At 63.5% G+C, this 24,909-nt stretch carries 21 protein-coding genes, 1 tRNA gene and 2 pseudogenes; 10 read left to right on the forward strand and 14 right to left on the reverse strand.

The window, feature by feature from the left end; translation table 11 throughout:
- Nucleotides 1-310: 310 nt before the first annotated feature.
- A complete protein-coding gene (locus QXZ94_RS20025) occupies nt 311-535 on the reverse strand; it encodes a hypothetical protein (protein ID WP_172181189.1) in 225 nt (74 codons plus the stop codon).
- Between the two features lie 390 nt (nt 536-925).
- On the opposite strand from QXZ94_RS20025, the gene QXZ94_RS20030 reads away from it, so the two are divergent.
- Nucleotides 926-1,087: a hypothetical protein gene (locus QXZ94_RS20030; protein ID WP_315721861.1), complete on the forward strand. Its 162-nt coding sequence runs from the start codon at nt 926-928 to the stop codon at nt 1,085-1,087.
- A 167-nt stretch (nt 1,088-1,254) separates the two neighbouring features.
- Here the strand turns inward: QXZ94_RS20030 and QXZ94_RS20035 are convergent, their stop codons facing one another.
- The 7 genes from QXZ94_RS20035 to QXZ94_RS20065 all read right to left on the reverse strand — a co-directional run bounded on the left by QXZ94_RS20035 (nt 1,255) and on the right by QXZ94_RS20065 (nt 10,298).
- Nucleotides 1,255-1,764, reverse strand: coding sequence for a hypothetical protein (locus QXZ94_RS20035; RefSeq protein ID WP_315721862.1), 510 nt, complete (start codon nt 1,762-1,764; stop codon nt 1,255-1,257).
- A 1,595-nt stretch (nt 1,765-3,359) separates the two neighbouring features.
- Complete coding sequence (locus tag QXZ94_RS20040) at nt 3,360-4,718, reverse strand: MmgE/PrpD family protein (RefSeq protein WP_315721863.1); 1,359 nt, start codon at nt 4,716-4,718, stop codon at nt 3,360-3,362.
- Nucleotides 4,719-4,810: 92 nt separating this feature from the next.
- Nucleotides 4,811-5,797 (reverse strand): oligopeptide/dipeptide ABC transporter ATP-binding protein, encoded by a 987-nt coding sequence (locus QXZ94_RS20045; RefSeq protein WP_315721864.1) that lies wholly within the window; start codon nt 5,795-5,797, stop codon nt 4,811-4,813.
- Nucleotides 5,797-6,801 carry an ABC transporter ATP-binding protein gene (locus QXZ94_RS20050; protein ID WP_315721865.1) on the reverse strand — a complete coding sequence of 335 codons (1,005 nt, stop codon included), beginning with the start codon at nt 6,799-6,801 and terminating at the stop codon, nt 5,797-5,799. Before QXZ94_RS20050 ends, QXZ94_RS20045 begins: the two co-directional genes overlap by 1 nt.
- Before the next feature lies 1 nt (nt 6,802).
- Entirely contained in the window at nt 6,803-7,687 is an 885-nt protein-coding gene (locus tag QXZ94_RS20055; RefSeq protein ID WP_315721866.1) for an ABC transporter permease, read from the reverse strand.
- A 7-nt stretch (nt 7,688-7,694) separates the two neighbouring features.
- Nucleotides 7,695-8,612: an ABC transporter permease gene (locus tag QXZ94_RS20060; protein WP_315721867.1), complete on the reverse strand. Its 918-nt coding sequence runs from the start codon at nt 8,610-8,612 to the stop codon at nt 7,695-7,697.
- Between the two features lie 81 nt (nt 8,613-8,693).
- Nucleotides 8,694-10,298: an ABC transporter substrate-binding protein gene (locus QXZ94_RS20065; RefSeq protein WP_315721868.1), complete on the reverse strand. Its 1,605-nt coding sequence runs from the start codon at nt 10,296-10,298 to the stop codon at nt 8,694-8,696.
- Nucleotides 10,299-10,363: 65 nt separating this feature from the next.
- Between QXZ94_RS20065 and QXZ94_RS20070 the strand changes: the two genes are divergently transcribed.
- Nucleotides 10,364-11,296, forward strand: a complete 933-nt coding sequence (locus QXZ94_RS20070; protein ID WP_315721869.1) for a LysR family transcriptional regulator — start codon at nt 10,364-10,366, stop codon at nt 11,294-11,296.
- Between the two features lie 341 nt (nt 11,297-11,637).
- Nucleotides 11,638-12,750 carry a M20 family metallopeptidase gene (locus QXZ94_RS20075; RefSeq protein ID WP_315721870.1) on the forward strand — a complete coding sequence of 371 codons (1,113 nt, stop codon included), beginning with the start codon at nt 11,638-11,640 and terminating at the stop codon, nt 12,748-12,750.
- 161 nt (nt 12,751-12,911) lie between these two features.
- On the opposite strand, the pseudogene QXZ94_RS20080 reads toward QXZ94_RS20075, so the two are convergent.
- The 3 genes and pseudogenes from QXZ94_RS20080 to QXZ94_RS20090 all read right to left on the reverse strand — a co-directional run.
- A pseudogene (locus QXZ94_RS20080) lies at nt 12,912-13,096 on the reverse strand (transposase); the annotation flags it as partial.
- Nucleotides 13,096-13,344, reverse strand: a complete 249-nt coding sequence (locus tag QXZ94_RS20085; RefSeq protein ID WP_315721871.1) for a conjugal transfer protein TraD — start codon at nt 13,342-13,344, stop codon at nt 13,096-13,098. The gene QXZ94_RS20085 and the pseudogene QXZ94_RS20080, both read right to left, overlap by 1 nt.
- A gap of 1 nt (nt 13,345) precedes the next feature.
- Complete coding sequence (locus tag QXZ94_RS20090) at nt 13,346-13,672, reverse strand: conjugal transfer protein TraD (RefSeq protein WP_315721872.1); 327 nt, start codon at nt 13,670-13,672, stop codon at nt 13,346-13,348.
- 170 nt (nt 13,673-13,842) lie between these two features.
- On the opposite strand from QXZ94_RS20090, the gene traA reads away from it, so the two are divergent.
- The 4 genes and pseudogenes from traA to QXZ94_RS34430 all read left to right on the forward strand — a co-directional run.
- The gene (traA, locus tag QXZ94_RS20095; protein WP_315721873.1) at nt 13,843-16,854 is read left to right on the forward strand and encodes a Ti-type conjugative transfer relaxase TraA; all 3,012 of its coding nucleotides are present in this window, start codon (nt 13,843-13,845) and stop codon (nt 16,852-16,854) included.
- Between the two features lie 126 nt (nt 16,855-16,980).
- The gene (locus QXZ94_RS20100) at nt 16,981-17,196 is read left to right on the forward strand and encodes a helix-turn-helix transcriptional regulator (protein WP_035638195.1); all 216 of its coding nucleotides are present in this window, start codon (nt 16,981-16,983) and stop codon (nt 17,194-17,196) included.
- Nucleotides 17,197-17,395: 199 nt separating this feature from the next.
- Nucleotides 17,396-17,581, forward strand: coding sequence for a hypothetical protein (locus QXZ94_RS20105; RefSeq protein ID WP_009025502.1), 186 nt, complete (start codon nt 17,396-17,398; stop codon nt 17,579-17,581).
- Nucleotides 17,582-18,036: 455 nt separating this feature from the next.
- Nucleotides 18,037-18,642: pseudogene (locus QXZ94_RS34430) on the forward strand (tyrosine-type recombinase/integrase); the annotation flags it as partial.
- A gap of 161 nt (nt 18,643-18,803) precedes the next feature.
- Here the strand turns inward: QXZ94_RS34430 and QXZ94_RS20110 are convergent.
- Both QXZ94_RS20110 and cpdR read right to left on the reverse strand, forming a co-directional pair.
- A tRNA-Val gene (locus tag QXZ94_RS20110) sits at nt 18,804-18,878 on the reverse strand.
- A 119-nt stretch (nt 18,879-18,997) separates the two neighbouring features.
- Entirely contained in the window at nt 18,998-19,357 is a 360-nt protein-coding gene (gene cpdR / locus QXZ94_RS20115) for a cell cycle two-component system response regulator CpdR (protein ID WP_006610087.1), read from the reverse strand.
- A gap of 365 nt (nt 19,358-19,722) precedes the next feature.
- Here cpdR and QXZ94_RS20120 point away from each other — a divergent pair, with 365 nt between their 5' ends.
- From QXZ94_RS20120 to QXZ94_RS20130, 3 genes are all read left to right on the forward strand, one after another.
- Nucleotides 19,723-20,607 (forward strand): N-formylglutamate amidohydrolase, encoded by an 885-nt coding sequence (locus tag QXZ94_RS20120; RefSeq protein WP_172181183.1) that lies wholly within the window; start codon nt 19,723-19,725, stop codon nt 20,605-20,607.
- Between the two features lie 485 nt (nt 20,608-21,092).
- Entirely contained in the window at nt 21,093-21,878 is a 786-nt protein-coding gene (hisN, locus tag QXZ94_RS20125) for a histidinol-phosphatase (RefSeq protein WP_315726401.1), read from the forward strand.
- A gap of 115 nt (nt 21,879-21,993) precedes the next feature.
- Nucleotides 21,994-23,964 carry a methyl-accepting chemotaxis protein gene (locus QXZ94_RS20130; RefSeq protein ID WP_315721874.1) on the forward strand — a complete coding sequence of 657 codons (1,971 nt, stop codon included), beginning with the start codon at nt 21,994-21,996 and terminating at the stop codon, nt 23,962-23,964.
- A gap of 5 nt (nt 23,965-23,969) precedes the next feature.
- Here the strand turns inward: QXZ94_RS20130 and QXZ94_RS20135 are convergent, their stop codons facing one another.
- Entirely contained in the window at nt 23,970-24,860 is an 891-nt protein-coding gene (locus QXZ94_RS20135) for a LysR substrate-binding domain-containing protein (protein ID WP_315721875.1), read from the reverse strand.
- Nucleotides 24,861-24,909: the final 49 nt, after the last annotated feature.

Consider the following 24,909-nt stretch of genomic DNA (forward strand, 5'->3'; position numbering starts at 1 on the left):
CTCCGACGTCCTGGCCGGGATTGTCCGCTCCGTTCAACTGGAGATTGGCGCAGTGCGAGGCAGGAGCCCGCCTCGCAGCCAAGATCTCCAACGGCGTGGCAATGACGAGGGCGGAAATCCCGATCGGCGCTGTCAGGTACAAGGGGAGCGGCAGAAGCATCTAAGCCATGAGCGCCGCGAATTGCCATCAAGCAGTCGTTTGGGTGATCAGCTGACCATAGCGGACTTCGTCCTGACACGAACGCGGCCTTGATACCAACTCCGACACCGAAGACATCGACCTGTGATCGCCGTGAGTTCACCTCGATCGCTACTTCCCACACGCCTGCTTGCATGCATCGAAATTCGAGCGCGCCGTGGCCAAGCACCGCGTCAGCTCTTCGATCTCCTTCCTTGGGTAGTTGCACATTTGCACATCCCGCCTGTTCTCGGCTTTGCATATCTCCATGCATCCGTTGGCGGCCTCGGCAGGCACGATCGAGACGGCCGGCATGAGGGCCAGCAATCCCGCGACGATCGATCCCAATGCCTTCATTTCACCCTCCTCGCTGTTCGCCGGCACTGCCGTTGCCGACACGACGCTTCTTCCAACGATAGCGGTCTTCGCCCGCGCGTTTGCCTCCCGCCCGCGAGAACATCCGAGCAGACACAGAGCCGCTTCGGTCTCGAACGCGCCCTTGGCGGCTGGCCTTCGTGTCAGCGCAAGAGACGGTCGCAAAGCAGATTGGAATTGCGTCCGTAGGGCATTGATTCAGGTCAACCTCAACGAGCAGTATGACCATAGCGGTTGCTGTTCGCGAATAAGTCAGCAGGCGGACGACACCGGGCTCGTGCAGACTCATGCGCCCAACGGCGCCCCTGCGGCGATGAACCTTCGGGCTTGCTCGCGCGACTTTATCCATATTGGGCGAGATCAAGGTCGCAAATGACGACTCTGGCCAGAGCTATTTCCAAAGTCTTTTCCGATTCATCAACCGGCATTTCAGACGCGCTGCTCAAGCAGGTCTTGCTGGCCGCTGCCGCAGTCTTGCTGGTGGCGGCGCTGGCGCTGACCTACGGGCTTGATCTCAGTCCCGGCTTGTTCTGACCGGGCGACGTCCGGCGAGCCTGCAGCGGAATGAGGGCAAGCAGCGCGGCCAGGGCAACAACCGAGGATCGCATGCGACGTGTCCTCCATTCTTGGTGAGGTAAGAACCAAGTTTTGTCTTGGCCAAGACCCTATGACGAAATCGTCTCGCCGCCACGGCGATTGCCTCAGGGGCCGACCAAGCGGCACTCTCGGCCCCCCGACTCGTTTGCCCTGCAGACCGCGCTCTGCAGCAGCTTCATCTGCTTCTGCGAAAACTCCTTCGACCAGTCCCGTATGTTTGCCCGCATCGCTTCCAGCATCAGCCCGCGGAGAGGATCGTCTCGGAGCTTTCCGATGATGATCCCTCGACCGACGCCGGTGAGGGTGCACGCGCCGGGGTAGACAAGGATCTTCAGGGTCTCGGCATCTATTGATCCCTTGATCACCCGTTCGATCCGCGCATTCAGAACGACGATCGGACGACCGCTGGCATCGCTCGCTTGCGCCTGATCGTCGATTGTCGCTTCGATGGCAACCGGGGCGTCGATATCGGGCGGGACATGTTCGAAGATGATGGCCTGCATGGCACTTGGCGGACAGGGAATGATGCCGGCACCTGCGCCGGTGTAAGCAGCGCAGCAGAAAAGCCAGCAGATCACCCATGTCCGCGGATCAGCAAGCGAAGTCTTGATCATCGCGGGATGATGTCACTGCTTTGCAAAGTCCACAATGCATCAAGGACGACGAGGCGGTTTCCGTCAATGACGCACAAGCGGACGACGGCCGCCTGTTTCCTCCGGCGCGGACCGAGAAGGCTCGGCGGGCTAGGGGGAGACGGCGAACGATCTGATCTCGATTGGTCGGATCAAGAAGTCATCAATCTCGCGAAGCAGCTCAACAATCCCCCGAAGGGGGAAATCGAATTCCGAACGATGCAACCAACGAAGTCGTGCGCCTCGGGTCAAAAGCGGACGTTCAGCCCTCCGGCGGCTAAAATCTGCTGCTTCCAGAAAGCCGAATTTTTCTCTTTCCTTTTTTCCGAATCCGTGTTTATCTGTCGCCATCCCGTCTCACACGAGGGGCGCTTCGCGGTCGTCACGAACGTCGAGGCGGGATGCGGTGGGCGTGTTGTTGTCGCAGCGTGGCTTGTCCGCGCCGACGAACGGCAGCGATGCGCACGGTCAAGTCGCGTGGTCCTGACACCCCGATGCTGGTGTCCCGCGCAATGCGCGAAAGCGCATTGTCGCGATACGGTGGCCAGAAAGCCCGGCGCACCGGGGAGATCGCGAAGCAGCCGTCAAAACCATCGCGCGGGGAATGCCGGGTGTTCTCGGCTGAACCTGTGGTGACTGCCGCCTGCTTTTTTGTTGCAGGCGGGCCATGGGTGCGGCCAGCGCCCGGCATTCCCCGTGCCTCTTCTCAGGAAGAGGGACATCGATCAGCAAAGCTCGGACGCGAAAGCGCGCCGCGAGGCCGCGAAGCCATGTCTCAGCGCCGTCATCACAATCCAACCGCCGTCCTTGCGGGCGAAGCGAAGCAATCCAGAGTCACGAGTGCAACTCTGGATTGCTTCGTCGCTACGCTCCTCGCAATGACGGAGGGCGTGGCTGAACAAACTCGGCTGGATGGCCGGTTCAATCGAGCCGGGCTTGATCGGGTCACGACGACGGGGCATCGGAGCCTGCGCTCGCAGTTGCGGTCGGGCAGCCGGCGAGCTCGCGTTCACCCCGGAGGACACGTCAATGATCATGAAACCGGACCAGGATGGGCCACCAGCCGCTTCGGCCGATGGTGGGCACGACAGGGGCGAAAATCAGGACGGCGATCAATGATTTAGTAGACCTCACCAGCGTTTCAGGCCCGTTGTTCGCAAACAGGAATTTCCGGCGGCGCCCGCACCGCCCCAGGGGCGGTCGTCGAGCTATGGCGGGGTTCAGGGTCCTGGAACGCTACCGCCCTTTCCCCACACCAACCGAACATGTGATGTCTCATCCAGTCCGTCGCCCAAGTGGTTCGTGCGGATCTCCTGGCGGCTCGAAGCAAATGCGCATTGCGCGATATGACGAGATCCAGCGGTCGATGGGATCAGCTGCACAACGCAATCTAACCGACAGGTTCAAATCAGCACCGGTGGCGGGGGTCTTCCGAAATACCCATCGCGGAAGCGAACATGTGTGCGTGTAGTTCGCTGGCGTTCGCGTGTAGACGACGGCGAGGATATGTGGCGCGAGGGTGCCTTGAGATGCGTCGCCCAGGTCTGGGGGCCGGCAATAGCCTCGGCTCTGGTGCTTCAGAAGCGCAAGGCGGTCATGAGAGCGCCGGCTGAAATCTCCGCGGAGTCGGCCCGCAGCAGTTTCAGCACGATATCCCGGCCTGCATTGGGCAGAATGCCATCGCAACATGCGTGGAATTTTTGCTCCCGATCGGCCGGCGAGAACGGGTTCGCCCCCGTACCCTTGGGATGCCGGACCTCCCGGACGAGTTTCCGGCCATCCTTCAGCGTGACAGTCACGCGGTGAGGCGGCCTCTTGTCCGGATCGAGAACCGAGGGCGTGGACAGTGCGCGCATTTCGACAAGCGGCATCAGGCGCCGGGTTTCCGGATCATTCACGGCCTGCTGGGTCATGTCAGCGAGCGAAAGATGGCCGCGCCGCAGCACGACCGCTGCGCAATAGGGCATCGAGAATTGGGCTTCCTTCGGGGTTCTGGGGTCGGGGTAGCGCAGGTTCACCACGTTCCCGAATTCCACCTCTGCGAGGACATGGGTGACATCCTTCACCGCGAAGGGTTCTTCGACCTGAAGCAGCATGACCGCGTCGAGAATCCGGTGCGTGGAGCCGCAGGAGGGATGGCGCTTGAAAGCCAGTCCCCATCGCTCGATGGCAAGCTCCCGCCCGATCGTCGGGAGAGCCTCGCCTCCATCCGGGCCCGCGCCATAGAGCGCGAGATAGCCGTTGGGGTCATCCAGCGGCTCCGGATTGGCTGTCAGCCCTGCGGCGGCCAGCACGCTCGCCTGCACGCCCGCCTGCGCGGCAAGGCCGGCGTGGAGGGGTTTTGCGTCGTATCCGAACTGTGCTTTCGGGCCTGCCGCCATGCTGAGCGCCAGACTGATGGCCGTCGCCGTGGCCTCCGGGCTCAGGCGCAGCAATCGGGCGCAGGCTGCCGCCGAGGCAAGCGCCCCGATTGTCGAGGTCCCATGCCAGCCGCGATCCGTATGGTCCCTTGTGAGCAGGCTCCCGAGGCGGGCCATCACCTCGCTGCCGACGATGAAAGCATCGTGGATGTCCGACAGGCGCATGCCCTTCTCCTCGCCAAGCGCGAGCAGGGCCGGATGGACCACCACGCAGCAATGGCCGAGGCCGGGGAAGAAATTGTCGTCCATTTCGGCGGTGTGGCCGATGGCCCCGTTGATCAGAGCCGCCACGGCGGCCGAGCTGCGCAGCCCGCCGCCGCCGACAAGGCTTGCCTTGCCGCTTCCCGTCGGCGCCAGTGTTTCGCGAAGCTTCCGCGCGACCTCGGTTCTCGCACCGGCTATCGCGCTCGCGACGAAATCCTCGAGCGCATGCTGGCTGCGTTCCCGCGCCAGGGCGGACCATCCGTCGAACGGTGTTTCCGTGATCCAGAGGGCGAGGTCCTGCGTCTTCTTCATCGGTCTATCCTGTCGAAACGTGGCGGGTCTCGTGATGGAGCGGAGCGCGGCATCGCACCGACAGCACCGAGCCGTTCCGCTCGAAGGCGTTCTCACGCGACACGAGCGGGCGCCTCCAGAAAGTCGGGGTCGATCAAATGGCAGGCCGCCACGCCGCCATTGGCCGGCATGAGGGCGGGATCGCGTTTCGCGCATTCGTGGACGGCGATCGGACAGCGGGGGTGAAACACGCAGCCGGAGGGCGGGTTGGTCGGATCTGGGAAACCGCCCTTCAGCCCGATATCCGGCACCCCGGCCCCCGGCTCGGGGCTCAGCACGGAATGGAGCAGCGCGCGCGTATAGGGATGCTGCGGCTTCGCGAAGAGATTCGCGGAGGGCGCGACCTCGACCATCCGGCCAAGATACATCACGCCGACGCGATCGGCGATATGCTCGACGACCGCGAGGTTATGGGAGATGAACAGATAGGTGAGCCGGAAATCGCGGCGCAGCTCCATCAGCAGATTGAGGATCTGCGACTGCACGGAAACATCGAGCGCCGAGGTCGGCTCGTCGCAGACGATGAGTTGCGGATTGAGGATCAGCGCCCGCGCAATGGCCACCCGCTGGCGCTGGCCACCCGAAAGTTGGCTCGGAACATTGCTGGCGAAGCGGCTCGGCAGCCCCACGCGATCGAGCATGGCCACGGCCTTGTCCATGCGCTCCGATCTGTCGCCGATGCCGTGGATTTCCAGCGGCTCGGCCACGGTGGCGGCAATGGACCGGCGCGGGTTCAGCGAGGAATACGGGTCCTGGAAAATGGGCTGAACCAGCCGGGCGAGTTCCCGCCGCTCGATCGCGGTGATGTCCTGTCCGCGAAAGCGGACCGCGCCCTCGCTTGGCCGCATAAGGCCGGTGACGATACGGCCGAGCGTGGATTTTCCGCACCCGCTTTCGCCCACGATGCCGACGATCTCGCCCTCGGCGATATCGAGGTGGACGCCGTTCACCGCGTTGAGCGTGGCCGGGTTGCGAAACAGACCCTGCGCGAGGGTGAAGCGCTTGGTCACACCCCGTATGGAAAGGATGGGGGTGCTCATCACGCGGCCTCCACTTCATCGGGACTGGATTTGAGGCAGCGCCAGCGATGGCCTCCGGTCTGGATTTCGGAAATGTTGCCGGCGCAGGTCGCATCCGACAGGTCGCAGCGCTCGCGGAAGGCGCAACCCTGCACATGGCCGATCAGCGAAGGCACGTTGCCCGGAATGGCGCCCAAAGCCTCGCCGGGTTTCGTGCGGCCAGGCACGGGGATGCAGGCCAGCAACCCGCGCGTATAGGGGTGCTTCGGCGCGCGAAAGATATCTCCCACCGGCCCTTCCTCGACGATCTCACCGGCATACATCACAGCCACCCGATCCGCGACGCGGGCGACGAGCCCGAGATCATGCGTGATGAGCATCATCCCGAGGCCGAATTCCCGCCGCAGGCTCGCGAGCATGTGCAGGATCTGCGCCTGGATGGTCACGTCGAGCGCGGTCGTCGGTTCATCCGCGATCAGCAGCTTCGGGCCGCACATCAGCGCCATGGCGATCATGACTCGCTGGCGCAAACCACCGGAAAGCTGGTGCGGATATTGGGTGAGGCGTCTCTCGCCATTGGCGATGCCCACCTTTTCCAACAGGAAAAGAGCGCGCTCCCGCGCTTCAGCCCGCGAGGACCGGCGATGGCGCAGATAGCCCTCCATCAGCTGATCACCGATGTTGAAGATGGGGTTCAGCGAGGTCATCGGCTCCTGGAAGATCATCGCGATCTCGTCGCCGTTGAGATGCTCGGCCTCGCTCGCGGCGAGGGGGCGGCCATGATAGGCGAGCGTGCCGAAGCTGCGCTGCGCCGCTTTCGGCAGCAGGCCCATGATCGACATCGCGGTCATGGATTTGCCGCAGCCCGATTCGCCCACCAGGCAGAAGGTTTCGCCCGCCTTCACCTCGAAGGAAATGCCACGCACCGCGCGGAGCGTGCCGCGCCCCGTGGTGATATCGACGCGCAGATCCTCCACGCGCAGCAGCGGATGCTCGTTCATGGTCGAGCCCGGAACGTCCGGCATCTCAGCCCCTCCCCTTCGGAACGATCAGGTCACGCAAGCCGTCACCCACGAGGTTGATGGCAAACACCAGCAAAGCCAGCATGCTGCCCGGCAGCGCGATCATCCAGAATGCGAAGAACATCATGGTCTTGGCTTCCGAGATCATCAGCCCCCAGGAGGGCAGCGGAGGCTGCACGCCAAGCCCGAGGAAGGAGAGCGCGGCCTCCAGAAGGATGGCGCTCGCGGCTTCCACGGTCGCCACGACGACGAGTTGCGGGAAGACGTTCGGCAGAACCTCGCGCAGGATTATGCGCGGCACGCTCGCCCCGGCCGCTTCCGCCGCCGCCACGTAGTCCAGCGAGCGGACCTGCTGGGTTGCCGCCCGCATCACCACCGCGATGCGATCCCATTTCAGCAGCCCCAGCACAAGAATTACGATGAGCAGCGAGTTGCCGATGAACGCCACGACCGCGAGTGCGACGAGCACGACCGGAATGGCAAGGCGCGTGGTGACGATGAAGGTGATGAAGAGATCGACCCGACCGCCAAAATATCCTGCGAGCAAGCCGATGCCTGTTCCCACCAGCCCCGAAATCACCATCACGGAGAAGCCGATCAGCAGCGAAATCCGCGCGCCATAGATCATGCGCGAGAGATAATCGCGCCCGAGATTGTCCGTGCCGAGGAGATGCGCGGGGTTGGCGCGCGGGTTCCAGAACGGCGGCAACATGCGGCGCGTGAGATCCTGATCGTAAGGGTCATGAGGCGCAAGCAGCGGCGCGAAGACCGCCATGAAGACGATGATCCCCAGCAGGATGAGCCCAAGGGTGAGGCCGCGATGGCTCAGCACCTTGTTCATGAAGGCGCCGGCGCTGCTGGCGGAAGGCGAAAGGGAAGCGGACGTCATGCGAGCCTCACGAGACACGGATGCGCGGGTCGATCCACGCATTGATGAGATCGGCGATGAGCGTCAGCAGCACATAGGTGATGGCCAGCAGCAGCAGGATCACCTGCGTCACCGGGAAATCCTTGTGCGTGATCGACTGGTAAGCGAGGTAGCCGAGACCATCGAGCGCGAAGATGGTCTCGATCACGATGGAGCCGCCCAGCAGATGGCCGAGTTGCACGCCCGAGAGGGCAACCACCGGCACCAGAGCGTTCGCAAGCGCGTGTTTCAGCACCACCTTCGCCTTCGAGAGACCCTTGGCGCGCGCCGTGCGGACGAAATCCATCTCCAGCGCGTCCACCATCCCGGCCCGGACGATACGCATGAAGGGCGGCGTGATGTAATAGCCCAGCACGATGGAGGGCAGCACGAAATGCAGCCAGGTTTCACTGCCTGAAACCGGCACCCAACGCAGGCTGACGGCGAAAAACATCACGAGGATCAGCGCAAAGAAGAAATTCGGCAGCGCCTGTCCCACCACGGCGATGCCCAAGGCCAGGCGATCGATGAGACCGCCCTGATACACCGCCGAGAGCACGCCCAGCGGAATGCCCAGCGCAAGAGCGAAAAGAAGCGCGGCGAGCGAGAGGATGACCGTGTTGCCGATCTTGTCGGCGATCAGCTCCATGACGGGAGACTTGAAATAGAGCGAATTGCCGAAATCGCCCGTCGCCGCGCGGCCCAGCCAATCCAGATATTGCACGATCAGAGGGCGATCGAGGCCGTGAGACGTGCGAACCGCCTCGATGTCCTCCAGCCGCGCCCCTTCGCCCGCCAGCGCGATGGCGACATCGCCCGACATGCGGATGAGAAAGAAACTGAGGATGGAGACGAACAACGCCACGAAAAACGCCGTCGCGAGACGTTTCAGGCAATAATGCAGCATAGCGGGACTCGATTGGCTCGCGGAAGGGAAGGCACGGCCCCTTCCGCACGGATTCATGTGGCCGGATGCAAAGAGTGGGGGTTATTTCCAGCTCATTTCCCAGAAGCGGGGAATCTCATCCGGATAGGTGTTGAAGCGCAGGGCCTTGTTCGCCACGTATTGGGTCGTCAGCGAATAGAGCGGCACGGCGAGCACCCGTTCCTGGATCAGCGTCAGCGCCTTGCGGTAAGCCTCCTTGCGCGCGGCAGGGTCCACGGATGTATCCGCCTTTTCCAGAATGTCGCGGATTTCAGGGTCCCGTGCCATGTCATCCGCCCCGAACTTGAAGAAGTTCGGCGTGGAGGCGGACGCATCATTCACCGAGAACGATCCCCAGGTCTGGTGCGATACAGCGACCTTGTTCGCGCGGATCTGTTCGCGAATGGCAGCATATTGCATGAACTTGAGGTTGGCCGTGATGCCGACAGCGCGCAGCGCGCCGATCATCGCCTCGGTCTGGTCACGTTCGCGATAGGAGACGATATCGAATTCAAGCTTGTTGTTCGGCCCGAATCCGGCCTCCTTCAAGAGGTCACGCGCCTTGTTGGGATCATAAGCGTAGATCGGCGCACCGGTATCATCGCAGCCGAACTGGCTCGGGAAGCAGACCACGTTGATCAGCCGCGCCTTCTCACCCAGAAGCTGGCGCACCATCTGCACTTTCGGCATCGCATGGGCGATGGCCTTGCGGACGCGAATGTCGCGCATCGCGGGGAACGGACTGTCCTCCCGCGTATTCAAGTTGAGGAAGACGATGCGCATCGTCTCGCCTTCGACCGATTGCAGATGCGGCACGCTCTTCAGGGCGAGAGCCTGGTCGGCCTGCACACCCATGATGAAATCAAGGTTTTCGGCCATGATTTCAGAATTCTGGGTCTGCCGGTCCGGAAGGAAGCGGATCTCGAGATTCTTGATCTTCGGAACTGATTTTTGCAGCTCCTTCGGGTAATCCGGATTGGCGACGAGCTTGATCGATTTGCCCTGCACCTGCTCCACGACGCGATAGGGGCCGGTGCCGACCGGCTTCTGATTCATGCCCTGCGGACCAACCTTCGCGTAATACTCGTTCGGATGAATGACCACCGGGCCGGCAAGATATTCGATCGCGGCGGGGAAGGGCTGTTTCAGCTTCACCCGTACCTGATACTTGCCGAGTTTCTCGGCGCCCGCGATCCAGTGCACGTTCGTCTGGGTGACGACCTTGTTGTCCGGCTTCGCGACGAAATTCAAGGTGTAGACCACATCGTCGGCGTCGAATTCCTCGCCGTTATGAAACTTGATCCCCTCGCGCAGGGTGAGATCGAGCGTCGTGTCGTCCGCCCATTTCCATTCCTTGGCAAGCTGACCCTTGTATTCATTGGTGTTGGGGTCGCGATAGATCAGCGTATCCCAGACCAGTTGGCCCATGATCACGCCGACGCGCACGTTGTTGAAGAAGGGGTCGACACTTTCCGGCACCTGCTCATAAGCGAAGCGGATGGTGTCATCCTTCTGCCCGGCATTGGCGGGCGCAATGGCCACCATGCTGCTGGCCAGCAGCGCGAACGCGCATGTCTGTACCAGTACTTTCCTGAATGGCATTGGCGTCTCCCGCGTAGGCCCTGACCTGCCCGCCGAAAAGCTGCACGAGGCGTTGCGATGCCGCAATAAGAATGATTAGATGAAAGCATTGCCTTTTCGGCAACACTCGCATCTCGTCAGGATTCCTACCCATGGACAGCACAGCCCTGCGTTATTTTGCTGCCGTGGCGCGAACGGGGTCCGTGCAAGCTGCGGGGGAGGTTCTTCACGTCGCAGGCTCTGCGATTTCCCGCCAGATCGCGGGACTGGAAGCGCAGCTTGGCATTCCCCTGTTCGAACGGCACGCACGGGGAATGCGCCTCACCCACGCCGGTGAAATTCTGGCGAACCACGCCCGCCGGCAGGAGCTGGAGAACGAGCGGGTCAGCGCGGATCTGCAACGCCTGCGGGGGCACGAAACCGCCGTCTTGCGCATCACCGCGGTGGAGGGAACAGCGCAATATGCCATGCCCATGGCCATCGCGCGCCTTCAGCGCCTACGGCCAGGCGTGCATGTGAAACTTTCGGTCCTCAGTTCACGCCTCGTGACCGAGCGTGTGCGCTCGGGCGAAGCGGATATCGGCATCGCCTTCTCGCTGGCGCCACAGCCCGAGATCCGGGTGCTTCGCCGGCTCAATGGCGCCATCATGGCCTTCGCAAGTACCGATCACGCCTATGCCGGCCGCTCGAGCCTGACCCTGAAGGATCTCGAGAAGGTTCCCATGTTTCTGATGGGGACGGAAAACACTGTACGCCAGCTTTTCGACATGGCCTGCGCGCATGAGGGCGTAGCGGTAAAACCCGTTCTCGAAACCACATCCTCGGCCACCATTCATCAGCTTGTCTTGACGGGGGCTGGCCTTTCCATCGCCAGCTTCCTGTCCATGGTCAAGCACGTGAAGAATAGAGGAGTGGTTGCACTGCCACTCGCGCATCCGATTCTCGAGCAGCGCTCCATTCAGGTGCAGGTGCTGACAGGCCGGCGGCTGCCGATGATCGTCGAGGAATTCCTCCAGTGCCTCGATGAGGTCATCAGCGATATCGAGTCCTTCGCGCCGGGAAAGACATTGCGACTGCCGGATTGAATGTCATTCCGCAATGGCATCGCGATGAGGCAAGCGTTGCTGTTTGAGCAATCGCCAAATGCCGAGTTTCTATTGGATTCGAGCGCTTCGCCTCCGCATGATCGGAGACCATTCGCTCGAGATCTCCGAACATGCCCTTGCCGTCGGTTCATTCTCCTTCGCTCTCGACCCGATGGCATGTCAGCAGGCCGGCCTTACGCACTGAGGGCGGCATTGTCGTGGCGCAGAACCGCGTGGCATCCCGCATTGGGGCCGAGGTTCTGAAGGCGGGCGAAGCGGTGGCCGAGGACGATCTTCGCTGACACTTCTTTGTTATCATCCTCTCCCCCTTCGGACATCCCATGTTCTCAATCCCCATTCTCCTCGACCAGATCCGCCGTTGGGTGGAAATCGAAACCCCCACAGAACGCCCGGACCAGCTCAATCGCCTGATGGATGAGGTGATGGCGGATCATGCCGGCCTGCCCGTCTCGCTCGAACGAATAACCGGTTCGGAAGGCTGCGGCGATCATCTGGTCGTCCGCTCGAACTGGGGTCAATCCGAGCCAGGAATTCTCGTGCTCAGCCATCTGGATACAGTGCACCCCATGGGCTTCATCCAGAACCGCCTGCCCTTCCGCGTGGAAGGCAACTCCGCCTTCGGCCCCGGCATCTATGACATGAAGGCGGGCGCCAGCCTTGCCCACAACGCCCTGCGTGCCACCGCGCAAGCAGGTGGCGGGCCGCTCGGCATCACCCATCTCTACGTTTCGGACGAGGAGATCGGCAGCCCGACCTCCCGCCCCTTGATCGAGCAATTCGGCAAGAAGGCGAAGTATGTGCTGGTGACGGAGCCGGCGCGCGATGGCGGCAAGATCGTTACGGCGCGCAAGGGAATCGGCTGCTTCGAGGTCGAGATCCACGGCAAGGCTTCGCATGCCGGGGCCAAACCGCTGGAGGGACGGAGCGCCGTGCGGGAGCTTGGCCATGTGATCCTGGCGCTGGAGGGGCTCTCTGACGAGAAGCGGGGCATCACGGTAACAGTGGGCGTGGTTTCAGGCGGCACGAAGCGGAATGTCATTCCCGATTTCGCGCAGGCCCAGGTCGATCTGCGGGTGCCCGATGCGGAAGCAGCGCAAGACATCTGCGCCCGGATTCTGGGGCTCCAGCCCAAAACCGACGGCGTGACGCTCACCATCACCGGCGGCATCAACCGTCCCCCCTTCGAGCAATCACCGGGAGCAAAGCTGTTGTTCGATCACGCCCATGCGGTGGCCGCCGAAATCGGCTTCGTGCTTGAGGGAGTCAGCACAGGCGGCGGGTCGGATGGCAATTTCACCGCTCTCTATGCGCCGACGCTCGATGGCCTCGGACCGGACGGGCTGGGTGCGCATACCGATCACGAGCAGATTTTCATCGATACGCTTGCCCCGCGCGCCGCCTTGCTGGCCGGGCTCTTCCAGACGCTGCGGTGACCGCGGGACGGCAAGCCTCGTCAGGCTCCTCTCTGCAGATCGCCAAACCCGTCTTCCGTGCGGCCACGCAGATGATATTCCGCGCCGAGCCATCCGGCATAACCCAGTGTCTCAATGAGCCGGAAGAGCGCGGGCAGAGGCATCCTCGGTAGTGTGCGGGAAAGCTTGTTAAGCTTGGCGTTCTCGTCTTCCTGTGCCTTCAGCCGCCTGGCGTCGGAGACTTTCATACCGCCGTACTTCACCTTCCACTTGTAGAAGGTCGCACTGCTGTCCCGTGCTTGCGGCAGACGTCAACCGTCGCTTGGCTGACGTGCCGTTGTCGTGCATCACCGACGAACCGCCCCATCAGTTCGATCGGATCCCCTTGTGTGTCGCCGCCTCCGCTTCAAACGCTTGCTTCCCCTTTGCGGCCCACAGCGCTCGCGCCCTTTCGCCCTGATCGCTTTTGAGCTTGTCGGCCATCGAGAGCAGTGCGCCGAGAATGATGGAGCGGTCGTCGCCGGTCAGGTCTACGACCCCAGCTTTCACCACGAGGCCGCCGAGTTCGATGAGGTGTCGCGTTCGCTTGCGGCGCTCGACCTGCCACGTGCGCATGTCACGTCGCGCCCTTGCGACCTGATGCCGGTTGCACGCCGCCCGGTTGCGCCGGAGCGCCGTCCCTGTCGCGATTAGTTGCCGGTACAGATCGCCGCGGCCGTCCCTGAAAGAACGCGGCCCCGCGCCTGGCCCACGCCTCCCTCTTCCCGGCCTCTTTCGTCTCAACCAGCAAGATGAGTGCGCCGGCCAGTTCTTCAGCGGTGAGCGCGTCAGCCCCAGTGGCGATCAACAATTCGCCGAGCTGGCGGACCTTGCGATTCTTAAGCCCGCGCGCTTTGTCTTCGAGTGCCTTCAGGTCCGCATCAAAGTCTCGTGGTTTGCGCATCGTCGTCTCCATCGCGTTGGTGGAGAAATGATAGTTGGGTGGCCTGCACAAAGCTGCAATGTCGTCAGGACGGCCTGGGACGGTGTAGTCCTTCCCGAGATTTTTTCGAGGGAGGGCGCGCTTATACGTCGTTCCGACGTGCGCTTCGCTGTGCCAGTGATCTGATCGCGATGGCGATCTATCATCTTCACGTCAAGGTCATTGGCCGCAAGGCCGGGAGCAGCGCGGTGGCTTCAGCCGCCTACCGCTCGGGCTCGCGGCTGCGCGACGAGCGGCTCGGCCGCGATCAGGATTTTTCTGGAAAGCGCGGCGTCGTCCATTCCGAGGTGATGCTGCCGGAGAATGCGCCGGAGGCGTGGAGCGACCGCGAGCGGCTCTGGAACGATGTCGAAGCGTTCGAAGTCCGCAAGGACGCCCAGCTGGCCCGGGAGATCGAGTTCGCCCTTCCGCGAGAACTGACTGAGGCGCAAGGCATCGAGCTGGCTCGGGACTTCGTTCAGAGCGAGTTCGTCCGTCGCGGCATGATCGCCGATCTCAATGTGCATTGGGACAGGGCCGAAGACGGCCTGCCCAAGCCGCACGCCCATGTCATGCTGACGATGCGCTCGGTCGATCAGAACGGCTTTGGCCAGAAGGTGCGAGAGTGGAACCGTACCGAGCTGGTCGAGCGCTGGCGCGAACGCTGGGCGGAGCTTGCCAACGAGCGGCTGGCTGAGCTCGACATCGACGCGCGGATCGACCATCGCAGTCTGGAAGCCCAGGGCATTGCGCTGGAGCCGCAAAGCCAGATCGGCGCGCCCGCCAAACGGATCGAGGTTCGAGGCATCGCAGGCGAAGGTGGTGAGGCCGATCGCGCCGAGATGCACCGCGAGATCGCGCACAACAATGGCGCGCGGATCATCGCCGATCCCAGCGTTGGGTTGGAGGCCATCACCCAGCAGCAATCGACCCTCACACGCCGCGACCTCGCCAAGTTCGCGCATCGTCACAGTGACGGGCTCAGCCAGTTCAACCAGGTCATGGGCGCGATGCAGGCAGCGCCCGATCTGGTCGAACTCGGCAAGGACGCCCGCGGCGAGGATCGGTTCACCACCCGCGGAATGATCGAGGCCGAACAGCGCCTGCACCGTGCTTCTGAGCTGCTGGCGGACCGTGATCGCCATGAGGTGTGCGACGCGGACCGTCAAGCCGCTTTGGCGCGGGCGGAAGCGCGGGGCCTGGTCCTTTCATCCGAGCAGGCCAAGGCGCTGGCGCATGTCACGGACGGGCGCGATCTAAGCGTCGTGATCGGCCATGCCGGAACGGGAAAGAGCGCCATGCTGGGGGTGGCGCGGGAGGCCTGGGAAGCAGCTGGCTTCGAGGTCCGGGGCATTGCGCTGTCCGGCATTGCCGCAGAAAACCTCGAGAGCGGATCGGGCATTGCGTCGCGCACGATCGCCAGCCTGGAGCATGGCTGGGGACAGGGCCGCGACGTGCTCACACCCCGAGATGTACTGGTGATCGACGAGGCGGGCATGGTCGGCACGCGCCAGCTCGAGCGCGTGCTTTCGCATGCGGCCGAGGCCGGCGCAAAGGTGGTGCTGATCGGCGATCCGCAACAATTGCAGGCCATCGAGGCGGGCGCGGCGTTCCGCTCCATCCATGAGCGTCACGGCGGCGCGGAAATCGTAGAGGTGCGCCGCCAACGGGAGCACTGGCAGCGTGAGGCCACGCGCGATCTGGCAACCGGCAAAGTGGTCCATGCGCTCGGAGCTTACCGCGCCCACGGCATGGTTCACGAGGCCCAGACCCGCGAGCAGGCGCGCGGCGATCTGATCGCGCGCTGGGACCGCGACCGGCACGCGTCACCGGGACGGACCCGGATCATCCTCACCCACACCAATGACGAGGTCCGGGCACTGAACGAAGCAGCGCGCGAGCGGATGCGGGCTGCGGGCGATCTGGGGGACGAGGTGCAGGTGACGGTCGATCGTGGCGCGAGAGCCTTCGCCAGTGGAGATCGCGTCATGTTCCTGCAGAACGAGCGTGGCCTCGGCGTGAAGAACGGCACGCTCGGGACCATCGAACAGCTCAGCGCGCAAGCCATGACCGTACAGGTCGACGTTGGCCCGTCCGTGCACTTCGAGTTCAAGGATTACAACCGCATCGACCATGGGTATGCCGCGACGATCCACAAGGCGCAGGGCATGACGGTTGACCGCGTCCATGTGCTGGCAACGCCGGGTATGGATGCCCACAGCAGCTATGTCGCGCTATCTCGGCACCGCGACGAGATAGGCCTACACTATGGCCGCGACGATTTTGCGGGTCAGGAGCGGCTCACCCACGCCCTGTCGCGAGAACGTGCGAAGGACATGGCCTCGGATTACGACTGCGCCGATCCGGTCCAGAGCTTCGCCGAACGGCGTGGGATCACGTTCCGCGAGCGCGTAACTGAGATCGTACGCAAGATTGTGCCCGAGAAGCTGCGAGACATCTTCGACGGCCTGCGCTCTCCGGCTGATGTGGCCGGACTGGATAGCGGAGGGAGGCGGGAGCGGGCAACACCGGAAAGGGAAACCAGCGTTCCCGCAGCCGACCGGCGCGGGGCCGAATTGCCGGCAAGCAACGTCGCGCAAGATCCCGAAGCGGACGCCCGTCGCGTCCGGACACGAGCGCTGGTCCGCCATGCCCGCGCGGTAGATGCGATCATCGCGGTGCAGGATACGGGCGGCCGAGCGAGCAGCGAACAGGTGAAAGAGCTGCAAAAGGCGCGTGAAGCCTTCGAAGAGGTGCGCCCGTTTGGCTCGCACGACGCCGAGGCCGCCTACAAGAAGGACCCGGAACTCGCCCGCGAAGCGGCGGACGGCCGGGTCAATCGCGCCATCCGCGCGCTCCAGCTCGAAACCGAACTCCGCAGCGATCCGGGCCGCCGCGCAGACCACTTCGTCGAGCGATGGCGGAAGCTCGACCAGACCAGCCTGCGCCTATACCAAGCGGGCGACTTGTCCGGCTACAAGGCCACGCGCTCGGCAATGGGCGACATGGCGAAAAGCCTCCAGCGCGACCCGCAGTTGGAGTCCATCCTGGCAAGCCGCAGGCAGGAGCTCGGCATCGCATTCGAATCAGGCCGCCGGCTCGGCCAGGATCTGGCCTTCGTCCATGGCATTGATCTCGGCAGAGGCCGAGGCCTTGGAATTTGACCCATCCCGTTTGCCGCCGGCTCTACGCCACAGCTGGCAACGCGCGAACTCCTATTGTCCGCCTGCACCTATTCGGGCTCTGGTCTCGCCGGGCGTCAGAAGCGACCAGCGAGGGGCATCACGGCCATGCGCGAGCCAGACCGCATCATCAGGTTGAAAACCGTCCTCGCCAGGACCGGGCTGTCGCGGTCCACCATCTACCGCAAGATCGCCGAGGGCACATTCCCGGCCTCACTCAAAATCAGCAGCAACGGAACTGGTTGGCATGAATCCGACATCAACCGATGGATCGCAGATCCCGTCAGATGGCGTCCGCGACGCGAGCTCGATGATATCTTGTGAGCTCTATGGCACAACGATCAGGGACGACGTTTCTGGAGGCGCTTTCCTGAACTCACCCACCCCATCCTTTTCTACGCTACGGCATCCCGCTTCAGGGACGATCCCGCGAGATGCGGACGACGAGTTCGGACCGAGCTATATAATTCTACACATTGGAAATGCGCTTACGGCAGAGCGCGATGTCAACTGAAGGCGTTCCATGAGCCGGCGCCCCGCTCGATTTACCCAAGGCGAAATGGCACGAGCGATCCGCGCTGCAAAAGCGGCCGGCGCTTCATCCATACGAATTAGGCCGGACGGCACGATCATCGTCGACCTGGTCAGATACAAAGAAGAGCAGGACATCGATGAGACTGTTGAGCGCGAAGAGCATTTCGTGCTTTGATTCGCTTCATGCCCCGTCCTCGCAAGCCCTACCTTCACAAGGAGACCAACCGTCATGGCAGGACGGTCTGGTACGTTCGCAACAAGGACATCGGCGGCAAACGCACTCGCATTCGCGGCGAGTACGGCTCCATAGAATTCAACCGCAACTACGACATCGCTGTAGCCGACATGTTCAATCGGCCACGCCTCGCAGTCGATCCCAGCGAGGCCAGGGCGAAGGTCTTTGATGGTAGCCTCAAATGGCTATGGGAAGAATACAAGGCAAAGGCGCCTGATTGGCGCGAGATGAAGGCGAGCACGCACAAGCAACGCAACAGCCTGATGTTTCATGTTCTGGAGGCCAACGGCAACAAAAGAGCCGCCGCCATCCAGAAGCAGCACATCCTGGACGGGCTTGGGCGTCGCGCTCAGAACCCCTCCGCGGCCCGGCATTTCCTCACCACCATGAGACGGATGTTCGCGTGGGCTGTCGCGCAAAAGATTCTGCCGGTAGATCCGACCGAAGGAATCAAGACACCCAAGCCGGCGAAGACAGAAGGCTTCGTCACCTGGTCTGACGCCGACGTTCGGCGCTACTACAAGCGCTGGCCGCTCGGCACGCGAGAGCGCGTCATGATCGACGTCTACCTCTTCACCGGCTTTCGGCGGGGTGACGCAGCATCATTCGGCCCTGCCGACGTGACCGAACAGGTGCAAGAGCGGATTGGCCCTGACGGAAAACTCGAACAGATCTCCGTTCTGATCATCACGAAGCGCCTCGAAAAGGGGAGCGAGACCATTGAGGTCACCTTCCCGATGCTCGATGTCCTGCGCCGGACGTTGGAGGCAGGTCCGGTCGGAACCGAGACCTACATCGCGACCCGGCAGGGCAAGCCGATGACCAAGGAGAGCCTGGGCAACCTGTTCAAGGAGAAGTGCGTCGCCGCTGGGTTGGCGAATCGATCAGCGCACGGCCTACGCAAGGCGGCTGCGACCGTCGCCGCCGAAAACGGAGCAACGGAAGCCGAGCTGGATGCGATCTTCGGTTGGACCGATCGTCGGATGGCAAGCCATTACACGCGGAACGCCAACCGCAAGAAATTGGCGTATGGCGGCGTCGCCAAGCTCGAGCGAATGATCGGCTCCGCGGACCATAGAGCGAACGTCTATTCCCTCACCGACAAGCTAGGTGCGGGAAATCGAACGAAAAGCTCAATGAAAACAGCCGACGTCCGGAAGGGTGGTGGGCACGACAGGGATCGAACCTGTGACCCCTACCATGTCAAGGTAGTGCTCTCCCGCTGAGCTACGTGCCCTAGTCCAAGAAGTCCGTTCGGGTGGGCGTCCCTATATCGGCTCCCACGCGGGCAGGCAAGGACGCAAAATGCCGAAATTGGGAATAATCCGCGAATTGGCGGCGCAAGATCCCGGCGGCTCAGGCTGCCAGCATCTTGTTGACCTCGCTGACCAGCTCGCGCAGGTGCACGGGCTTGGACAGCACCTTGGCGTTCTTGGGCGCCTCCGAATCGGAGTTCAGGGCGACCGCGGCAAAGCCGGTGATGAACATGATCTTGATGTCCGGGTCGAGCTCGGAGGCGCGGCGCGCCAGCTCGATGCCGTCCATCTCCGGCATCACGATGTCGGTCAGCAGCATCTCGAACGGCTCCTCGCGAAGCCGCTGATAGGCCGACATGCCGTTGTCGTGGGGCGAGACCTGGAACCCGGCATTTTCCAATGCCTTGACCAGGAAGCGGCGCATGTCGTTGTCGTCTTCGGCGAGCAGGATCTTGTGCATGGTGGGAAGCAGTCTGGTCCGGGTGAGAGGCGGAGCGTTGCCGCCACTAAGCCTGACGGGCGGTAAATTTCGGGTGAAAGATTGCGCCTTTTGATCCGACATCGGCAAGGCAATTTGAGGGCCGAACCTGCGTCGTCCGGCCGACGGCGGCGCGCCAGCTCAGAGTTGTTCCAAACGGCGGATGAACTTTTTCATTGCTTTTCGCTTGGCAGAACGGCTCGGATTATCGAAGATGTCGCTTGGCGAATGCGCACTGCCTGCGTTGTCCAGCACGCTCTACGGCCGGAGGATACCGGCGCATCAATAAACGTGACTTCAACGCACGTGGCGTTCCACGCACGTGACCAAGGGGACGGCGCCCAGCGATGACGGACTTTGATGGCGAATCGCCGCCGTTCGAGATCATGGAGCCAGCCGAATGGCGTGCGCCCATCATCTTCAATTCGCCGCATTCCGGCTCGGTCTATCCGGACGAGTTCCTGCTGACCTCGCGAATCGATCTGCCGTCGCTGCGGCGCTCGGAAGATTCGTTCATGGACGAGTTGATCGCCGACCTGCTGACGCGCGGCTTCCCGGTCGTGCGCGTGCATTTCCCGCGCTGCTATGTCGACGTCAATCGCGAGCCCTACGAGCTCGACCCGCGGATGTTCACCGGGCGGCTGCCGAGCTTCGCCAACACCCGCTCGATGCGCGTCGCCGGCGGCCTCGGCACCATTCCGCGCGTGGTCGGCGACGGCCAGGAGATCTACCGCGACCGGCTCAGCGTCGACGAGGCGCTGCACCGCATCGAGACGCTCTACAAGCCCTATCACCGCGCGCTGCGCCGGCTGATCAACCGCGTGCACCAGCAGTTCGGCACGGTCGTGCTGGTCGACTGCCATTCGATGCCGTCGGTCGGCGTCTCGCGCGACGAGCCGAAGCGCCCGGACATGGTGATCGGCGATCGCTACGGCACGAGCTGCGCGTCGCTGCTGCCGGACCTGTTCGAGGACGTGCTCGGACGCCTCGGCTATTCGGTCGGCCGCAACAAGCCCTATGCCGGCGGCTTCATCACCGAGCATTACGGCAACCCGGCCTCGGGCCTGCATGCGATCCAGATCGAACTCAACCGCGCGATCTACATGGACGAGCGCAAGCGCGAGCGCGGCCCGCGCTTCGCCCAGGTCGCCTCCGATCTCGCCGTGCTGGCCGAGGTGCTTGCCACGGTGCCGCTCGGCGACCTCGGCCCATTCCAGGCCGCAGCCGAATAGAGCCGCACGCCGTCCTCCAGATCGGACGGGAGCCGCACGACCGGCGGCACAAAAAAAAGGGCCGCTTGAATGACAAGCGGCCCAAGTCTAGGGAGGAAACGCCCAAGGAGGGCAGCGATAACGCGAAGCGCTACCGCACCGCAACAATATGCAGATGCGCTGCACAAAACGCAAGAGTTTTTCCGCCCTTCCCCATGCAAAAAACACAGGCCGGGTTTGCACCCAACGCGACCCGCGTCGCGTTTTTATTCGAAACGTCAATGGGTTGATCGAAAAGTCAGATCAATCAAAACGGCGCGCGACGTTCACTTCGGGTTTCGCGTCGAAAGCGAGGGTGGAAAACCCGCGCCAGCGCGAGGGGCGCCGGTCACCGAATGATATCCAAGATGCCAATTCCTCGTTCCATATCCGGATGCGCGTCCCTCGGCTTTGAGATAGGCATGATCGGCTCATTGCCATCCGATTCCCTGATCGAAGGACGCGTTGTGACGGTCATCGACTTCTCTGCCTTCATCGGCCGCCTGGCGACGGCTGCGGGCGAAACCATCCTCCCGTTCTTCCGGACCTCGCTGCTGGTCGACAACAAGAGCAGCCGGCAGGATTTCGACCCGGTGACGGAGGCCGACCGCGCGGCGGAGGCGGTCATGCGCCGGCTGATCAAGGCAAACTTTCCCCAGCACGGCATCGTCGGCGAGGAGTTCGGGAATGAGCGCGAGGACGCCGACTATGTCTGGGTGCTCGATCCGATCGACGGCACCAAATCCTTCATCGCCGGCTTTCCGACCTGGGGCACGCTGATCGCGCTGCTGCACAAGGGCACGCCGGTGTTCGGCATGATGCACCAGCCCTTCATCGGCGAGCGATTCGCCGGCGACAACGGCTCGGCCAACTACAAGAACGCGGCCGGCGAGCGCCGGCTTTCGGTGCGGCGCTGCGAGCGGCTCGAGGATGCGGTGTGCTACACGACCAGCCCGCTGCTGATGAACGAGAGCGATCGCGCGATCTTCGCCAAGGTCGAGGCCGAGACGCGGCTGTCGCGCTATGGCGGCGATTGCTACTCCTATTGCATGCTGGCCGCCGGCCATCTCGATCTCGTCATCGAGACCGAGCTCAAGCCCTACGACATCGCGGCCCTGATCCCGATCATCAACGGCGCGGGCGGCGTGGTCACCAACTGGGACGGCGGGCCGGCGCAGAATGGCGGACGCATCGTCGCCGCCGGCGACAAGCGCGTTCACGAGGCGGCGTTGAAGCGGATCGCGGCGGGGTAATTCCGGTCCGTACAACTACGGGAAATGCACAACAGAATGCATTGTTAACAACGCGTTGACCTCGGCCGCCTAGGATTTAGTCAAATTTGATTGGGTTCCTGGGAAGGCGATGTGCATGTCTCGTTTCAGCGTTCGGCTCACGCACAAGATCATGGCCATCGCGCTGATCGGGATCGGCGCACTGGCCGCTTTCGGTGCCATCTACCTGGCCGGGAACGTCTCGCAGGAATCCTCCCGCCGCCTCGCCGCCAACGCCCGTGGCGTCGCCGACCTGAACCAGAAGCTGCTGACGGAGCTGCTCGAGGCACGCCGTGCCGAGAAGGACTTCCTGCTGCGACGCGATCAGAAATACGCGGCCCGACATGCCGAGCTCAGCACAGCGATCAAGCGCGAGCTCGACGATCTCCGCAGCAGCGCCGGCGCGATCGGCGAGGCATCCATCGCGTCCAAGATCGACGCCGTCGCCACCGGATTTGCCGTCTACAGCTCGGAATTTGCCGAAGCCGAAAAGTCGGAAGTCCGCCTCGGCCTCAAGGAGACGCTCGGCCTGTCGGGCTCGTTGCGCACGGCGGTGCACGACATCGAAGCCCGGCTGAAGGAGGTGGGCGATCCCAGGCTCACCAGCGGCATGCTGATGCTGCGGAGGCATGAGAAGGATTTCATGCTCCGCCGCGACGCGAAATACGTTTCCGAGCTGAAGGCCGCCGCTGTCGACTTCGCCAAGGCCATCGCCGGCGCGGACCTTGCGCCCGCAATGCAAGCGGACATCGGACAGAAGCTCGACAAATATCAGAGGGACTTTCTCGCCTGGGCCGAAGGATCCCAGGACGCAGCTCGGCACAGCGCCGCGATGTCCAAGGCATTCGCCGACATCGAGCCCGTCATCGCCGAGATCGGCAAGACCGTTGCTCAGCAATATGCCGCAGCCCAAGCCGCAGAAGCGGAGACCGGCAACGCCGTCAAGCGCGGCATGCTGCTGACGCTCGGCATCTCGCTGATCCTCGTCAGCGGCGTGTCGTTCCTGATCGGCCGCGGCATGTCCAACGCGATCCGCAACATGGTGCAGGCCATGACTCGATTGGCCGGCGGCGATGCGTCGATCCGGATTCCCGGCGTCGGCCGCCGCGACGAGATCGGCGAGATGGCCGGCGCGGTCGAGATCTTCAAGACCAACATGATCGAGGCCGACCGCCTGCGCGCCGAGCAGGCCGCGGCCGAGACCCGTCAGGCGGAGCAGCGCAAGACGGACATGGCGGCGCTCGCACGCAGCTTCGAGACCGCCGTCGGCGAGATCATCGAGACCGTGTCCTCCGCCTCGACCGAGCTCGAAGCCTCCGCGACGACCTTGACACGAAATGCGCAGCACGGCCAGTCGCTGGCGACCACCGTCGCCTCGGCGTCCGAGGAAGCCGCGGCCAGCGTGCAGTCCGTGGCGTCGGCGACCGAGCAACTGTCGGCGTCGGTCAACGAGATCAGTCGCCAGGTGCAGGAATCCGCGCGGATCGCGGGCGAGGCGGTCGGTCAGGCCCGCCGCACCAACGACCGCGTCAGCGAGTTGTCCAGGGCGGCCACGCGGATCGGCGACGTCGTCGAGCTGATCAACACCATCGCGGGACAGACCAACCTGCTGGCGCTGAACGCCACCATCGAGGCCGCACGCGCGGGCGAAGCCGGCCGCGGCTTTGCCGTCGTCGCCTCCGAGGTCAAGGCACTGGCCGAGCAGACCGCGAAAGCGACCGGAGAGATCGGCCAGCAGATCGCGAGCATTCAATCCGCGACCAAAGAGTCGGTGGACGTCATTCGCGAGATATCAGGAACGATCGAACGGCTGTCGCACATCTCGGCGGCCATTGCGGCCGCGATCGAGGAACAGGGCGCCGCCACCCAGGATATCTCCCGCAACGTGCAGCACACGGCGCAGGGGACGCAGCGCGTCTCCGACAACATCGTCGAGGTGCAGCATGGCGCGACCGAGACCGGCTCGGCCTCCGCGCAGGTGTTGTCAGCCGCGCAATCCTTGTCCGAGGAAAGCAGCCGCCTGAAGCTCGAGGTCGGCCGCTTCCTGGAGAATGTCCTGGCCGCATAGCTGGATCAGGCCGCCGCCCGGCGCAGATGCTCGACCAGCAGCTTGGCCGGGCGCGGCAGCGCCTTGAAGCTGCGGGCGCAGATCACCAGCCGGCGATCGGCCCAGGCATCGCGCAACGCGATCAGGCTGATGGGTAAGGTGCGCGCGCAGCGGCGAGCAGCCGCTTCCGGCACCACGGCGATGCCGATGCCGGCCGCCACCATCTGGCAGATCGCATCGAAATCGCGCAGCCGTGCGCGCACGTGCTGGCGGATGCCGAGCCGTGCGGCATGCCGGCCGATATGGACGTTGAGCGCAGTCCCCTGCGTCAGCCCGATGAAATCGTGCCCGGCCGTCTCGCTGAACTCGGCGTGCCTGCGTCCCGCGAACGAGCTCTGCCGCCCGGCCACCAGCATGAGCCGGTCCTCGCCGAAGCCGAAGCGCTCGATCGTCTCAGGCAGCGCGTGCTCGGCGGCGAATCCGAGATCGGCGCGGCCCGAGGCGATCGCGTCCGCGATCTCGGTGCTCTCGCGCTCCTCGACGTCGACATTGATATCCGGATTCGCACGCAGAAACGCGGCAAGCGCCCTGGGCAGATGCTCGGCGAGGCCAACCGTGTTGGCGAGCAGCTGCACGTTGGCGCGCCGACCGGCCGCGAAGCCTGACAGCTCGCCCTGCATGGTCTCGACATTGGCCATGATGATGCGGGCGTGCTCGAGCAGGCTCTCGCCCGCAGCAGTCAGGTCGACGCCACGGCGGCCGCGCTTGAACAGCTCCACGCCGAACGCATCCTCCAGGCCCTTGATGCGGGCACTTGCGGAGGCCAGCGCAAGGTGCGCGCGCTCGGCGCCGCCGGTGATGCTGCGGGCCTCGGCAACGGCAATGAACAGCCTGAGATCGACGAGATCGTAGCGCATGCTCCCTGCCTCTGCCCTTGACGAAGGCTGGCTCCGTAACCTTCACATT

It is taken from the genome of Bradyrhizobium sp. SZCCHNS2022 (assembly GCF_032377575.1).
Lineage (GTDB): Bacteria > Pseudomonadota > Alphaproteobacteria > Rhizobiales > Xanthobacteraceae > Bradyrhizobium > Bradyrhizobium aeschynomenes.